Annotated in this window: 14 protein-coding genes; all 14 read left to right on the forward strand. The window is 63.3% G+C overall.

What is annotated here, in order from left to right; all coding sequences use genetic code 11:
* Window positions 1-4 precede the first annotated feature (4 nt).
* Complete coding sequence (locus MESOP_RS18225) at window positions 5-607, forward strand: NADH-quinone oxidoreductase subunit C (RefSeq protein ID WP_013894809.1); 603 nt, start codon at window positions 5-7, stop codon at window positions 605-607.
* Window positions 608-1798, forward strand: coding sequence for an NADH-quinone oxidoreductase subunit D (locus tag MESOP_RS18230; protein WP_013894810.1), 1191 nt, complete (start codon window positions 608-610; stop codon window positions 1796-1798). It abuts the gene before it with no gap.
* Window positions 1799-3079 (forward strand): NADH-quinone oxidoreductase subunit E, encoded by a 1281-nt coding sequence (locus tag MESOP_RS18235; protein WP_013894811.1) that lies wholly within the window; start codon window positions 1799-1801, stop codon window positions 3077-3079. It begins immediately after the preceding gene.
* A gap of 10 nt (window positions 3080-3089) precedes the next feature.
* Window positions 3090-4394 carry an NADH-quinone oxidoreductase subunit NuoF gene (nuoF, locus tag MESOP_RS18240; protein ID WP_013894812.1) on the forward strand — a complete coding sequence of 435 codons (1305 nt, stop codon included), beginning with the start codon at window positions 3090-3092 and terminating at the stop codon, window positions 4392-4394.
* A gap of 77 nt (window positions 4395-4471) precedes the next feature.
* Window positions 4472-5161 carry an NADH-quinone oxidoreductase subunit E gene (locus MESOP_RS18245; RefSeq protein WP_013894813.1) on the forward strand — a complete coding sequence of 230 codons (690 nt, stop codon included), beginning with the start codon at window positions 4472-4474 and terminating at the stop codon, window positions 5159-5161.
* 73 nt (window positions 5162-5234) lie between these two features.
* Window positions 5235-7316: an NADH-quinone oxidoreductase subunit NuoG gene (gene nuoG / locus MESOP_RS18250; RefSeq protein ID WP_013894814.1), complete on the forward strand. Its 2082-nt coding sequence runs from the start codon at window positions 5235-5237 to the stop codon at window positions 7314-7316.
* 2 nt (window positions 7317-7318) lie between these two features.
* Window positions 7319-8362, forward strand: a complete 1044-nt coding sequence (gene nuoH / locus MESOP_RS18255; RefSeq protein ID WP_013894815.1) for an NADH-quinone oxidoreductase subunit NuoH — start codon at window positions 7319-7321, stop codon at window positions 8360-8362.
* The gene (locus MESOP_RS18260; RefSeq protein ID WP_013894816.1) at window positions 8362-8634 is read left to right on the forward strand and encodes a hypothetical protein; all 273 of its coding nucleotides are present in this window, start codon (window positions 8362-8364) and stop codon (window positions 8632-8634) included. The genes nuoH and MESOP_RS18260 overlap by 1 nt, the downstream gene beginning before the upstream one ends.
* On the forward strand, window positions 8622-9113 hold the full coding sequence (gene nuoI, locus MESOP_RS18265) for an NADH-quinone oxidoreductase subunit NuoI (RefSeq protein ID WP_013894817.1): 492 nt from the start codon (window positions 8622-8624) through the stop codon (window positions 9111-9113). Before MESOP_RS18260 ends, nuoI begins: the two co-directional genes overlap by 13 nt.
* A gap of 234 nt (window positions 9114-9347) precedes the next feature.
* Complete coding sequence (locus tag MESOP_RS18270; protein WP_013894818.1) at window positions 9348-9968, forward strand: NADH-quinone oxidoreductase subunit J; 621 nt, start codon at window positions 9348-9350, stop codon at window positions 9966-9968.
* A 1-nt stretch (window position 9969) separates the two neighbouring features.
* Entirely contained in the window at window positions 9970-10278 is a 309-nt protein-coding gene (nuoK, locus tag MESOP_RS18275) for an NADH-quinone oxidoreductase subunit NuoK (protein ID WP_013894819.1), read from the forward strand.
* A gap of 10 nt (window positions 10279-10288) precedes the next feature.
* A complete protein-coding gene (gene nuoL, locus MESOP_RS18280; protein WP_013894820.1) occupies window positions 10289-12262 on the forward strand; it encodes an NADH-quinone oxidoreductase subunit L in 1974 nt (657 codons plus the stop codon).
* Window positions 12262-13767 carry an NADH-quinone oxidoreductase subunit M gene (locus tag MESOP_RS18285; protein ID WP_013894821.1) on the forward strand — a complete coding sequence of 502 codons (1506 nt, stop codon included), beginning with the start codon at window positions 12262-12264 and terminating at the stop codon, window positions 13765-13767. Before nuoL ends, MESOP_RS18285 begins: the two co-directional genes overlap by 1 nt.
* Window positions 13768-13785: 18 nt before the next feature.
* Window positions 13786-15222, forward strand: coding sequence for an NADH-quinone oxidoreductase subunit NuoN (gene nuoN / locus MESOP_RS18290; RefSeq protein ID WP_013894822.1), 1437 nt, complete (start codon window positions 13786-13788; stop codon window positions 15220-15222).
* Window positions 15223-15225 lie beyond the last annotated feature (3 nt).

Below are 15225 nucleotides of genomic sequence, written 5' to 3' on the forward strand. Positions count from 1 at the left end.
ATCCATGGCCGCATCCCTTAGCGAACTGTCGACCTATCTCGGCGAGAAGCTGCCTGGCCGCTTCAGTGACGCGGTGCTTGCCTATGGCGAGCTTACCGTTCACGTCGAGCCGCAAAACCTGGTCGAGGTGGTAACCTTCCTTCGCGACGACGCACGCTGCCAGTTCATTTCTATCATCGATGTCTGCGGTGCCGATTATCCGTCGCGGGCCAAGCGCTTCGACGTCGTCTATCATCTATTGTCGCCGAGGCAGAATGTGCGCATCCGCGTCAAGGTGCAGGCCGACGAGGAGACGATGGTGCCGTCGATCACCGGCGTCTTTCCTGGTGCCGACTGGTTCGAGCGCGAGACCTACGATCTCTATGGCGTGCTGTTCTCGGGCCATCCCGATCTGCGCCGCCTGTTGACCGACTACGGCTTCGAAGGCCATCCGCTGCGCAAGGATTTCCCGCTGACCGGTTTTGTCGAAGTGCGTTACGACGACGAAGCCAAGCGCGTCATCTACGAGCCGGTCGAGCTCAAGCAAGAATTCCGCAATTTCGATTTTTTGTCCCCGTGGGAAGGTACGGACTACGTGCTGCCGGGTGACGAGAAGGCAAAGCAGTAAATGGCTGAAACCTCCGTCCGCAATTTCAACATCAACTTTGGACCGCAACACCCTGCGGCGCACGGCGTTTTGCGCCTTGTTCTCGAACTCGACGGCGAAGTCGTCGATCGCGTCGATCCGCATATCGGGCTCCTGCATCGCGGCACGGAAAAGCTGATCGAGGCCAAGACCTATCTGCAGGCGGTGCCTTATCTCGACCGGCTCGATTATTGCGCGCCGATGAACCAGGAGCATGCCTTTGCGCTGGCCGCCGAGCGCCTGCTTGGCATCGAAGTGCCGAGGCGCGGCCAGTTGATCCGCGTGCTCTACTGCGAAATCGGCCGCATCATGTCGCATATCCTCAATGTGACGACGCAGGCCATGGACGTCGGCGCGCTGACGCCGCCGCTGTGGGGCTTCGTCGAGCGCGAAAAGCTGATGGTGTTCTATGAGCGCGCTTCCGGCTCGCGCATGCATGCCGCCTATTTCCGTCCCGGCGGCGTCCACCAGGACCTGCCGCGCCAGCTGGTCGAGGATATCGGCAAGTGGATCGACCCGTTCCTGAAGTCGCTTGACGATCTCGACAAGCTGCTGACCGGCAACCGCATCTTCAAGCAGCGCAATGTCGATATCGGCATTGTTTCGCTGGCCGATGCCTGGGCCTGGGGTTTTTCGGGCGTCATGGTGCGCGGCTCGGGCTCGCCTTGGGACCTGCGCAAGTCGCAGCCCTACGAATGCTATTCGGAAATGGATTTCGACATTCCGATCGGCAAGAACGGCGACTGTTTCGACCGTTACCTGGTGCGCATGGAAGAGATGCGGCAGTCCGCGAAGATCATGCGCCAGTGTGTCGATCTCCTGCTCGGCAAGGAAAGCACCGGACCGGTGTCGAACCTCGACGGCAAGGTGGTGCCGCCGAAGCGCCAGGCGATGAAGCGCTCGATGGAAGCGCTCATCCACCACTTCAAGCTCTACACCGAGGGCTATCGCGTGCCGGCCGGCGAAGTCTATGCGGCCGTCGAGGCGCCGAAGGGCGAGTTCGGCGTCTACCTGGTCTCCGACGGCACCAACAAGCCCTATCGCTGCAAGCTGCGCGCGCCCGGCTTCGCGCATCTGCAGGCCATGGATTTCCTGTGCCGCGGCCACATGCTGGCCGACGTCACCGCCGTTCTTGGCTCCCTCGACATCGTGTTTGGTGAGGTCGATCGCTAAATGTCAGTCCGCCGTCTCGCAGAAGCCAGCGTCCAGCCAGCCTCCTTCGCCTTCAACCGGGCGAATGCGGCCGTAGCGAAGCAATGGATCAAGAAATACCCGAAGGGCCGCGAGCAGTCGGCGATCATCCCGCTTCTGATGATAGCGCAGGAGCAGGAAGGCTGGGTCACCAAGGCGGCGATCGAGACGATTTCGGACATGCTCGGCATGCCGCGTATCCGCGGTCTCGAGGTCGCGACCTTCTACACGCAATACCAGCTCAATCCCGTTGGCACGCGCGCGCACATCCAGGTCTGCGGCACCACGCCCTGCATGCTGCGCGGCTCGGAAGCGCTGATGGATGTCTGCCGCTCGAAAATCCATCACGACCAGTTCCACACCAACGACAAGGGCACCTTGTCGTGGGAGGAGGTCGAGTGCCTCGGCGCCTGCGTCAACGCACCGATGGTCATGGTCTTCAAAGACACGTTCGAGGATTTGACGCCGGAACGGCTGGCCGAAATCATCGACCTCTATGACGCGGGCAAGGGCGCCTCGGTGGCGCCGGGGCCGCAGAACGGCCGCACCGGCTCGGAACCGGCCACCGGCCTCACCACGCTGAAGAACGAAAAGGCGATCCTCAAGTCGACCCGCGACCGGGAAGCCAGGGAAGCAGCCAAGGCCGCCAAGGCGGCGCCCGACGCGATCATCGCGGCGTCGGTTCCGGCACCCGCCACCGCCCCTGTCGCGCCGTCCAATGCCAGCAAGCCGAAGACCGATGCGCCCGAGACCAGCCCGGCGTTGAAGACACCCTCGAAGGCCAAGGTGGCGCCGGCGGCGGAGAAGGCGGCGAGCGTTTCGGCGCCGCGGCATTCGGCCGTCAATGCGAACAAGGCGGCCCCCGAGGTCGAGAAGGTTTCCAAGCAGCGCAGCGGGCCGATCGCCAAGGCCGAGCCGGCCTCCGCCTTCAAGGCGCCGGAGGCCAAGGTGCCCGTGGCAAAACCGGCAAAACCATCGCTTGAGGACAAGAACCGTCCGGCCGGCATCGACAGGCCGGCCGCGGTCGACGATCTCAAGCTGATCTCCGGCGTCGGCCCCAAGATCGAAGGCATCCTGCATACGCTGGGCATCTTCACCTTCGCGCAGGTCGCGTCGTGGAAGAAGGCCGAGCGCGAGTGGGTCGACGGCTATCTTTCCTTCCAAGGTCGCATCGACCGCGACGACTGGGTCAAGCAGGCCAAGGCGCTCGCCAAGGGCGGTGTCGCCGAATACATCCGCGTTTTCGGCAAGAAGCCGGTCTGAGGGACGAAAAATGCTTCAGGACAAAGACCGCATCTTCAACAACATCTACGGCCTGTTCGACAAGTCGCTGGCCGGCGCGATGGCGCGCGGCGCCTGGGACAACACGCCCGGCATCATCGCCAAGGGGCGCGAGTGGATCGTCAACGAGATGAAGGCGTCGGGCCTGCGCGGCCGTGGCGGCGCCGGCTTCCCGACCGGCTTGAAATGGTCGTTCATGCCCAAGCAGAGCGACGGCCGGCCGAGCTACCTCGTCGTCAATGCCGACGAATCCGAACCCGGCACCTGCAAGGACCGAGACATCTTGCGCAACGATCCGCACACGCTGGTCGAGGGCTCCTTCATCGCCGGCTTCGCCATGGGGGCGGTCGCCGCCTACATCTATGTGCGCGGCGAGTTCATCCGCGAGCGCGAGGCGCTGCAGCGCGCCATCGACGAGGCCTATGAGGCCAAGCTGATCGGCAAGAACAACACGTCCGGTTACGATTTCGACATCTACATGCATCACGGCGCCGGCGCCTATATATGCGGCGAGGAGACAGCACTCCTCGAAAGCCTCGAAGGCAAGAAGGGCCAGCCCAGGCTGAAGCCGCCATTCCCCGCCAATGTCGGACTTTATGGTTGTCCGACGACCGTCAACAATGTCGAGTCGATCGCGGTGGCGCCGACCATCCTGCGCCGCGGCGCGGCCTGGTTCTCGTCCTTCGGCCGGCCCAACAATGTCGGCACCAAGCTGTTCTGCATCTCAGGCCACGTCAACAATCCGTGCACTGTCGAAGAGGCGATGTCGATCCCGTTCCGCGAACTGATCGAGACGCATTGCGGCGGTATTCGCGGCGGCTGGGACAATCTCTTGGCGGTCATCCCGGGCGGCGCCTCGGTGCCGCTGGTGCCGGCCGAGCAGATCATCGACACGCCGATGGATTTCGACGCGCTGCGCGACCTGAAGTCCGGTCTCGGCACGGCGGCCGTCATCGTCATGGACAAGTCGACCGATGTGGTGAAGGCGATCGCGCGGTTGTCCTATTTCTACAAGCATGAGAGCTGCGGCCAGTGCACGCCGTGCCGCGAAGGCACCGGCTGGATGTGGCGGGTGATGGAGCGGCTGGTGCGCGGCGAGGCGCAGAAGCGCGAGATCGATATGCTGCTCGACGTCACCAAGCAGGTCGAGGGCCACACGATCTGCGCACTGGGCGACGCGGCGGCATGGCCGATCCAGGGCCTGATGCGGCATTTCCGCGGCGAGGTGGAGCGGCGCATCGACGAGTTTTCCCGCAACGCGCACCGGGCTGAGCCGGTGATGGTGGCTGCGGAATAAATTTGTGACCGCGGGCGAAAGCCCGGGACGAGACGAACGGGGCGGGGCGAACGAAGAAACGACCAGGAGAACTTTCTATGGCGCCGTATTCGTACCCATTGATGCCCAATTTGGACCAGATCGAGAAGATGAACCAGGACCTGACCAGGATGATGCCGAAGGAGATGGCCAGCGCCGTCAACCTTTTCGCGCATCCTGTCGCGGGTGCCGCTGCGATGTCGGCCTTGAGCCTCGGGCTCGCCAACCACGCGTTCGGCGTCTGGCTGGGCGCGCTTTCGGGAGCCGCCGAGGCATCGCAACGCCTGATGCAGCCGCTGATCGAGGATTTCGAGACGCGCGTCGAAGAATTCGAGGACGCGAACTCTTCGTCCACCAAGGCGCGGGCGACGGCGAAGACCATGATTGCCGAGGCGCAGTCCTTCGCGCAGGAAGTCACCGACATTGCCGCCAAGGAAGCCGCCACCACGGCGCCGGTGGCCAGTGCCGGCCCGGCAACGGGCGACGTCCCCGACGCATTGTTGCCCGAGGATTTCCGCCAGCCCAAGGCCATGGACAAGCCGGCGAAGCCGTCGGACTTGAAAGCGATACCGGGCATCGGGCCGAAGCTCGAGAAAGTTCTGAACGGGCTCGGCATCTGGACGTATGCCCAGATCGCGGCCTGGTCCCCGCAGGAGATCGCCTGGGTCGACGACTATCTGTCGTTCAACGGCCGCATCGGCCGTGACGATTGGACTGCCCAGGCAACTGCGCTGTCCGCGAAGAAGTGAATGAAATGTCGGGCGCTGCGTCTGTCGCGCCCGGGAAATTGGATTGCGGGAAATCCGCAGGGGTTTGAGGCGAATGGCAAAGCTCAAGGTCGACGGGAAAGAGATCACTGTACCCGACCACTATACGCTGCTGCAGGCGGCGGAAGACGCGGGCGCGGAAGTGCCGCGCTTCTGCTTCCACGAGCGGCTGTCGATCGCTGGCAACTGCCGTATGTGCCTGATCGAGGTCAAGGGCGGGCCGCCCAAGCCGCAGGCCTCCTGCGCCATGGGCGTGCGCGACCTGCGCCCCGGCCCCAATGGCGAGCCGCCGGAGATCTTTACCAACACGCCGATGGTCAAGAAGGCCCGGGAAGGCGTGATGGAGTTCCTGCTGATCAACCATCCGCTCGACTGCCCGATCTGCGACCAGGGCGGCGAATGCGACCTGCAGGACCAGGCGATGGCCTTCGGCGTCGATTCCTCGCGCTATCACGAGAACAAACGCGCGGTCGAAGACAAATATATCGGCCCGCTGGTCAAGACGGTGATGAACCGCTGCATCCACTGCACGCGCTGCGTCCGCTTCACCACCGAAGTCGCCGGCATTTCCGAACTCGGCCTGATCGGCCGTGGCGAGGATGCCGAGATCACCACCTATCTCGAAAGCGCGATGACCTCGGAGCTTCAGGGCAATGTCATCGACCTCTGCCCCGTCGGCGCGCTGACGTCCAAGCCGTTCGCCTTCCAGGCGCGGCCGTGGGAGCTGACCAAGACCGAATCCATCGACGTCATGGATGCCGTCGGCTCGGCGATCCGCGTCGATAGCCGTGGCCGCGAGGTGATGCGCATCCTGCCGCGCGTTAACGAGCAGGTGAACGAGGAGTGGATCTCCGACAAGACCCGCTTCATCTGGGACGGCCTGCGCACGCAGCGTCTCGACCGGCCCTATGTGCGAAAAGACGGAAAGCTGGTTCCGGCAAGCTGGGCCGACGCGTTCGCCGCTATCAAGGACGCGGTGTCGAAGACGACGCCCGAGAAGATCGGCGCCATCGCGGGCGATCTGGCCGCGGTCGAGGAAATCTACGCGCTGAAGCTGCTGATGGCTTCGCTCGGCTCCAGGAACACCGATTGCCGCCAGGATGGCGCCGCGCTCGACCCGGCGCTCGGCCGCGCCAGCTACATCTTCAACCCGACCATCGAAGGCATCGAGCAGGCCGACGCGGTGCTGATCATCGGCGCCAATCCGCGCTTCGAGGCCTCGGTGCTCAACGCCCGCATACGCAAGCGCTGGCGGGTCGGCAATCTGCCGGTCGGCGTCATCGGCGATGTCGGCGACACCCGCTACGAGTACGAATTGTTGGGCGCCGGACCGGATTCGCTCAAGGATCTGGCCGACGGCAATGGCAAGTTCTTCCAGACGCTGAAGAAGGCCACGCACCCACTGATCATCATCGGCCAGGGCGCATTGGCACGCGCGGACGGTGCTGCCGTGCTCGGCCAGGCGGCCAAGCTCGCCGCTGCGGTGAACGCCGCACGGGCGGACTGGAACGGCTTTGCCGTGCTGCACAATGCGGCTGGGCGCGTTGGCGGCCTGGATCTCGGCTTCGTGCCGGGCGAGGGCGGCAAGAACGTCGCCGGCATGCTGGGCGAAACAGACGTGCTGTTCCTGCTCGGCGCCGACGAGATCGACATGGGCAAGACCGGCGGCGCCTTCGTCGTCTATATCGGCACGCATGGCGATGCCGGCGCGCACCGCGCCAATGTCATCCTGCCGGCGGCCGCCTACACCGAAAAGTCGGGCACCTATGTCAACACGGAAGGGCGCGTGCAGCAGACCAACCGCGCCGGCTTCGCGCCGGGCGATGCGCGCGAGGACTGGGCGATCCTGCGGGCGCTGTCGGACGTGCTGGGCAAGAAGTTGCCGTTCGATTCGCTGCCGCAACTGCGCGCCAAGCTCTATGGCGAATACCCGCATCTGGCCCGCATCGACCAGGTCGCGGCCGGCAATGCCGAGGATATCGCCGGGGTGGCGAAGCTCGGCGGGCGGCTGAACAAGGGCACCTTCACCTCGCCGGTCAAGGATTTCTACCTGACCAACCCGATCGCGCGGGCGTCCGCCGTGATGGCGGAATGCTCGGCACTGGCCAAGAGCGGCTTCAAGCAGGCGGCGGAATAAGCATGGACACCTTCTTCTCCTTCTACGTGCTGCCGGCGCTGCTGATCCTGCTGAAATCAGTGGTGCTGATCGTCGTGCTGCTGATCTTCGTCGCCTACATCCTCTATGCCGACCGCAAGATCTGGGCAGCGGTGCAGTTGCGTCGCGGGCCGAACGTCGTCGGCCCCTGGGGCACGCTGCAGGCCTTCGCCGACCTGTTGAAGTTCGTCTTCAAGGAACCGGTCATCCCGTCAGGGGCCAACAAGGGCGTGTTCCTGCTGGCGCCGCTGGTTTCCGCCGTGCTGGCGATCTCGGCCTGGGCGGTCATTCCCGTCAGCCAGGGCTGGGCGATCGCCAACGTCAATGTCGGCATCCTCTATGTCTTCGCCATCTCCTCGCTCGAGGTCTACGGCGTGATCATGGGCGGCTGGGCGTCCAACTCGAAATATCCGTTCCTCGGCGCGCTGCGTTCGGCGGCGCAGATGGTGTCCTACGAAGTCTCGATCGGCTTCGTCATCGTCACGGTGCTGCTCACCGCCGGTTCGCTCAACCTCAGCGATATCGTGCTGTCGCAGCAGGGCGGAATTGGCACCCGGCTTGGCCTGCCCAACACCTTCCTCGACTGGAACTGGCTGGCGCTGTTCCCGATGTTCATCATCTTCTTCATCTCGGCGCTGGCCGAGACGAACCGTCCGCCCTTCGACCTGGTCGAAGCCGAATCGGAGTTGGTCGCCGGCCACATGGTCGAGTATTCGTCGACGCCGTTCCTGCTGTTCTTCCTCGGCGAATATGTCGCGATCGTGCTGATGTGCGCGCTGGCCACCATCCTGTTCCTCGGCGGCTGGCTGCCGCCCTTCGACTTCGCGCCCTTCACCTGGGTGCCCGGCGTCATCTGGTTTGTGCTGAAGGTCTGTTTCGTGTTCTTCGGCATCTCCATGGTCAAGGCCTTCGTGCCGCGCTACCGCTACGACCAGCTGATGCGATTGGGCTGGAAGGTGTTCCTGCCGATTTCGCTCGCGATGGTCGTGATCGTCGCCGCCTTCCTCAAGTTCACGGGGATGGCGTGATGTCTAATTTCGCGATCCTGGCAGTTGGGGCCGCTTTGGGTGTTCTGCTGGCGTGGCTTGGGTTACGCAAGGCCCCGCCATCCTCGCCGAACTTCTCCAAGCATACCAAATGGAATGGTGTGCCTCTTTCCGTCGGGGAAAGGCAGATGCGCGAGGTTCTGCTGCGTAACCTCAGCTTGGCAGACTATCCGCATTTAGGTGTTGTTTTGTATGGCCTCTTAGGCGCCTTTCTTGCGCTGTATTTCTTTGGGAGTGGCGAATGGGTGCACTAACTCAAGCCGCAAAATCGCTGCTGCTGCAGGATTTCGTCAGCGCCTTTTTCCTGTCGATGCGCCAGTTCTTCGCGCCGAAGGAGACGATCAACTATCCGCACGAGAAGGGGCCGGTGAGCCCGCGCTTCCGGGGCGAGCATGCCTTGCGCCGCTATCCCAATGGCGAGGAACGCTGCATCGCCTGCAAGCTGTGCGAGGCGATCTGCCCGGCGCAGGCGATCACCATCGAGGCCGGCCCGCGCCGCAATGACGGCACGCGCCGCACCGTGCGTTACGACATCGACATGGTGAAGTGCATCTATTGCGGCTTTTGCCAGGAAGCCTGCCCGGTCGACGCCATCGTCGAGGGGCCGAATTTCGAATTCGCGACGGAGACGCGCGAGGAACTCTACTACGACAAGGACAGGCTGTTGGCGAATGGCGACCGGTGGGAGCGCGAACTGGCGCGCAACATCTCGCTGGACTCGCCCTACCGCTGATATCGACGCTTGGGCGGGGCGAGGGGCCTCGTCAAAGGATGATCCCGAAAAGTTGCGGATTTTTCGGACCAGATCATCCTCCGGATTAAAAGAGTGTCGCATGTTTCTGTCGATCGGGCCTTTCAACCCGATCGGAACATGCGATAGGACACAATGAAACTTGCGGCCGGAGGCGGCGGCAAAAATCGAACAGGACGGTTGTCCTGTTTCGGATAGGAACCCGGGGGATCCCCAATGCTGAGTGGACTAGAGGCGGCCTTTTTCTACCTCTTCGCCTTTGTCGCGGTGGCATCGGCGTTCATGGTCATTTCGTCGCGCAACCCCGTGCATTCGGTGCTGTTCCTGATCCTGACCTTCTTCAACGCCGCCGGCCTCTTCATGCTGACCGGCGCCGAGTTCCTGGCAATGATCCTGCTCGTCGTCTATGTCGGCGCGGTGATGGTGCTGTTCCTGTTCGTCGTCATGATGCTCGACGTCGACTTCGCCGAGATGAAGGAAGGCGCCTTGCAATACGCGCCGATCGGCGCGCTGGTGGGGCTGATCCTGGCAGCGGAACTGATCGTGGTGTTGGGCGGCTACACCTTCGCGCCGCAACTCGCCTCGACGGTCGCCAAGCCGATTCCCGATCTCGCGGCGCGTTCGAACACGGCCGCGCTCGGCGACATCCTCTACACCGACTACCTCTACTACTTCCAGATTTCGGGCCTCATCCTGCTGGTTGCCATGATCGGCGCCATCGTGCTGACGCTGCGCCACAAGGAAGGGGTCAAGCGGCAGTCGATCGCAGCCCAGGTCGGCCGCACGCCGGCGACCGGCATGGAAATCCGCAAGGTCAAGTCGGGCGAAGGAGTCTGAAATGGTCGTCGGCATCGCACATTATCTGACCGTATCGGCGATCCTGTTCACGCTCGGCGTGTTCGGCATCTTCCTGAACCGCCGCAACATCATCGTCATCCTGATGTCGGTCGAGCTGATCCTGCTTGCGGTCAACATCAACTTCGTCGCCTTTTCGGCGGCGCTCGGCGATCTGGTCGGCCAGGTGTTCGCGCTGTTCGTGCTGACGGTCGCAGCGGCGGAAGCCGCCATCGGACTTGCTATTCTCGTCGTCTTCTTCCGCAACCGCGGCTCGATCGCGGTCGAAGACGTGAACATGATGAAGGGTTGACGGAACCACCATGTATCAGGCCATCGTCTTCCTTCCACTGCTCGGCTTCCTGATCGTCGGCCTGTTCGGCACGTCGCTCGGCGCCAAGGCGTCCGAATACATCACCTCCGGCTTCCTGGTGATTTCGGCCCTGCTGTCGTGGGTTGCCTTCTTCAGCGTCGGCTTCGGCCATGGCGAGGTGTTCACCGTGCCGGTGCTGCACTGGATCCAGTCCGGAGGCCTCGACGTATCCTGGGCGCTGCGCATCGATACGCTGACGGTGGTGATGCTGGTGGTGGTCAACACCGTCTCGGCGCTGGTTCACATCTATTCGATCGGCTACATGCACCACGATCCGAATAGGCCGCGCTTCTTCGCTTACCTGTCGCTGTTCACCTTCGCCATGCTGATGCTGGTGACCGCCGACAATCTCGTGCAGATGTTCTTCGGCTGGGAAGGCGTGGGTCTGGCGTCCTACCTGCTGATCGGCTTCTGGTACAAGAAGCCGTCGGCCAATGCCGCCGCCATCAAGGCCTTCGTCGTCAACCGCGTCGGCGATTTCGGCTTCGCGCTCGGCATCTTCGGCGTGTTCGTACTGTTCGGCTCGGTCAACCTTGGCACCATCTTCGCCAATGCGGCGACCTTCGTCCCCGCTGAAGGCGCGCCGCAAGGAGCGGCCGTGCTCACCTTCCTCGGCCATGCGCTCGACAAGCAGGCGGCGATGACCGTCGTCTGCCTGCTCCTGTTCATGGGCGCCATGGGCAAGTCGGCGCAAGTGCCGCTGCACACCTGGCTGCCGGACGCCATGGAAGGCCCGACTCCGGTCTCGGCGCTGATCCATGCCGCCACCATGGTGACGGCCGGCGTGTTCATGCTGGCGCGGCTGTCGCCGCTGTTCGAGCTGTCGCATTCGGCGCTGACGGTGGTGACCTTCATCGGCGCCTTCACCGCCTTCTTCGCGGCGACCGTCGGTCTGGTCCAGAACGACATCAAGCGGGTCATCGCCTATTCGACCTGTTCGCAGCTCGGCTACATGTTCGTGGCGCTCGGCGTCGGGGCCTATGGGGCGGCAATCTTCCACCTGTTCACGCATGCCTTCTTCAAGGCGCTGCTGTTCCTCGGCTCGGGCTCGGTCATTCATGCCGTCTCCGACGAGCAGGACATGCGCAAGATGGGTGGCTTGAGAAAGCTGATCCCGGCCACCTACTGGATGATGGTGATCGGCACGCTGGCGCTGACCGGCGTCGGCATCCCGGTGACCGTCATCGGCACCGCCGGCTTCTTCTCCAAGGACGCCATCATCGAGACCGCCTTTGCCAGCCACAATTCGGTCGCCGGCCTTGCCTTCGTGCTGCTGGTCATCGCCGCCGGCTTCACCTCCTTCTACTCCTGGCGGCTGATCTTCATGACCTTCCACGGCAAGCCGCGGGCAAGCCACGAGGTGATGCACCATGTCCATGAATCGCCGCCGGTGATGCTGGTGCCGCTGTTCATCCTGGCCGCCGGCGCGCTGTTTGCCGGTATCATCTTCCACAATTCCTTCATCGGCGAAGGCTATGCCGAGTTCTGGAAGGCGTCGCTGTTCACGCTGCCGGACAACCACATCCTGCACGAGATCCATGAGCTGCCGCTGTGGGTCGAGCTGTCGCCCTTCATCGCCATGCTGGTCGGGCTGGCGCTGGCCTGGAAATTCTACATTCGCTCGCCGGAAATGCCCGTCAATCTGGCCGCCCAGCATCGCGGGCTCTACGCCTTCCTGCTCAACAAGTGGTACTTCGACGAGCTCTACGACTTCCTGTTCGTGCGGCCGGCCAAGCGCCTTGGTTCCTTCCTGTGGAAGACTGGCGATGGCACCATCATCGACGGGCTTGGGCCGGATGGCATTTCGGCGCGCGTCGTCGACGTCACCAACCGCGTCGTCAAGCTGCAGACCGGCTACCTCTATCACTATGCCTTCGCCATGCTGATCGGCGTTGCCGCATTCGTCACCTGGATGATGCTCTGATGACCGCCTGGCCAATCCTCTCGCTGGTCACCTTCCTGCCGCTGGTTGGTGTGCTGCTAATCCTGTTCATCAATGATGACAGCGAGAACGCACGTCGCAACATCCGCGCCATCGCGCTGTTGACGACGACGTTCACGTTCATCATCTCGCTGTTCATCTGGACCGGCTTCGACAATTCGCAGGCCGGCTTCCAATTCGTCGAGAAGGCCGCCTGGCTCGACTCCGGCATCTCCTACCATATGGGCGTCGACGGCATTTCCATGCTGTTCGTCATCCTGACGACGTTCCTGATGCCGCTCTGCATCCTGGCGTCCTGGGAATCGATCGAGAAGCGCGTCAAGGCCTACATGGTCGCCTTCCTGCTGCTCGAGACGCTGATGATCGGCGTGTTCTGCGCGCTGGACATCGTGCTGTTCTACGTCTTCTTCGAAGCCGGCCTGATCCCGATGTTCATCATCATCGGCGTCTGGGGCGGCAAGCGGCGCGTCTATGCCTCGTTCAAGTTCTTCCTCTACACGCTGGCCGGCTCGGTGCTGATGCTGCTCGCCATCATGGCGATGTTCTACCAGTCCGGCACGACCGACATTCCGACCCTTCTGACGCACAGCTTCCCGGCCAACATGCAGATCTGGCTATGGCTCGCCTTCTTCGCCTCCTTCGCGGTGAAGATGCCGATGTGGCCGGTGCACACCTGGCTGCCGGACGCGCACGTCGAGGCGCCGACGGCCGGCTCGGTCATCCTGGCTGCCATCCTCCTGAAGATGGGCGGGTACGGTTTCCTGCGCTTCTCGCTGCCGATGTTCCCGCTGGCGTCCGAGATGTTCGCGCCGCTGGTGTTCACGCTCTCCGTCGTCGCCATCATCTACACCTCGCTGGTGGCGCTGATGCAGGAGGACATGAAGAAGCTGATCGCCTATTCGTCGGTCGCCCATATGGGCTTCGTCACCATGGGCATCTTCGCCATGAACCAGGAAGGCGTGCAGGGCGCGATCTTCCAGATGCTCAGCCACGGCCTCGTTTCGGGCGCGCTGTTCCTATGCGTCGGCGTCATCTACGACCGCATGCACACACGCGAAATCGATGCCTATGGCGGCCTCGTCAACAACATGCCGAAATACGCCACCGTATTCATGGTCTTCACCATGGCCAATGTCGGCCTGCCCGGCACGTCAGGCTTCGTCGGCGAGTTCCTGACCATGCTGGGCGTGTTCCGGGTCAACACCTGGGTCGCGTTCTTCGCCGCCACCGGCGTCATCCTGTCGGCCGCCTACGCGCTCTGGCTCTACCGCCGGGTGATCTTCGGCGCGCTGACCAAGGATAGCCTGAAGGGGCTGCTCGACCTGTCGCCGCGCGAGAAGGCCATCATCTACCCGTTGGTGGTGCTGGTCATCTTCTTCGGCGTCTATCCCGCTCCCGTCTTCGACGCGACGGCCCAATCGGTCAAGTCGCTCGTCACCAATGTCACCGCATCCATCGGCGCCGCGCAGACCGCGGCGGCGAACTGACCAGAGGTTTTGCGAACCATGACGCCGGACCTTCTCTCCAGCCTATCGCTCTCGACGCCCGAGCTGATCCTTGCCATCGGCGCGCTCGCGCTGCTGATGGTCGGGGCGTATTCGCGCGCCAACACCGCCAACACGGTGACCGGCCTTGCCGTCGCCGTGCTGGTGATATCCGGCGCCTGGCTGATCTTTTCCACGGGGCAGGGCAGCGCCTACGGCAACGCCTTCGTCCAGGATTCCTTCGCCCGCTTCATGAAGGTGCTGGCGCTGGTCGGCTCGGCTGTGACGCTGGTGATGTCGATGCGCTTTGCCAAGGCGGAGCGTTTCGACAAGTTCGAATATCCGGTGCTGATCCTGCTTTGCACGCTGGGCATGATGCTGATGATCTCGGCCAACGGCATGATCGGGCTCTATCTCGGCCTCGAACTGCAGTCGCTGGCGATCTACGTGCTGGCGGCGATCAACCGCGACAATCTGCGTTCGACCGAGGCCGGCCTGAAGTACTTCGTGCTGGGCGCGCTGTCGTCGGGCATGCTGCTCTATGGCATCTCGCTGGTCTACGGCTACACCGGCAACACCGGCTTCCAGGAGATCGCGACCGCACTCGGCGGCGGCGAGCGCCAGCTCGGCCTCGTCGTCGGGCTCGTCTTCGTGCTGGCCGGCCTTGCCTTCAAGATCTCGGCGGTGCCGTTCCACATGTGGACGCCGGACGTCTATGAGGGTGCGCCGACGCCGGTGACGGCCTTCCTCGCGGCAGCGCCGAAAATGGCGGCGATGGCGCTGATCGTGCGCGTCACCATGGGCGCGTTCAAGCCGATCGCCGCCGACTGGCAGCAGATCATCGTCTTCATCTCGATCGCCTCCATGGCGCTCGGCGCCTTTGCCGCCATCGGCCAGACCAACATCAAGCGGCTGATGGCCTATTCCTCGATCGGCCATATGGGTTACGCGCTGGTCGGCCTTGCCGCCAACAGCCAGGCCGGCGTGCGCGGGGTCGCCATCTACATGCTGATCTACCTGGTGATGACGCTCGGCACCTTTGCCTTCATCCTCGCCATGCGGCGCAAGGAAGGCAATGTCGAGCAGATCAGCGACCTGGCCGGCCTGTCGTCGACCAATCCGATCATGGCGACGATCCTGACCATCCTGATGTTCTCGCTGGCCGGCATCCCGCCGCTCGCCGGCTTCTGGGGGAAGTGGTATGTCTTCCTCGCCGCCATCAACGCCAACCTCTATGCGCTGGCGATCATCGGCGTGCTGGCCTCGGTGGTGGGCGCCTATTACTATCTGCGCATCATCAAGATCATGTGGTTCGACGAACCCGTCGGCGGTTTCGTGCCGATGGCCACGGAATTGCGCGTCGTGCTCGGCGTCTGCGGTGCCTTCGTGCTGTTCTACGTGCTGATCGGCGGGCCGATCGGCACCTATGCCGAAGCCGCCGCCAAGACGTTCTTCTAGACG

The sequence above is a fragment of the Mesorhizobium opportunistum WSM2075 genome, assembly GCF_000176035.2.
GTDB classification, from domain to species: Bacteria; Pseudomonadota; Alphaproteobacteria; order Rhizobiales; family Rhizobiaceae; genus Mesorhizobium; species Mesorhizobium opportunistum.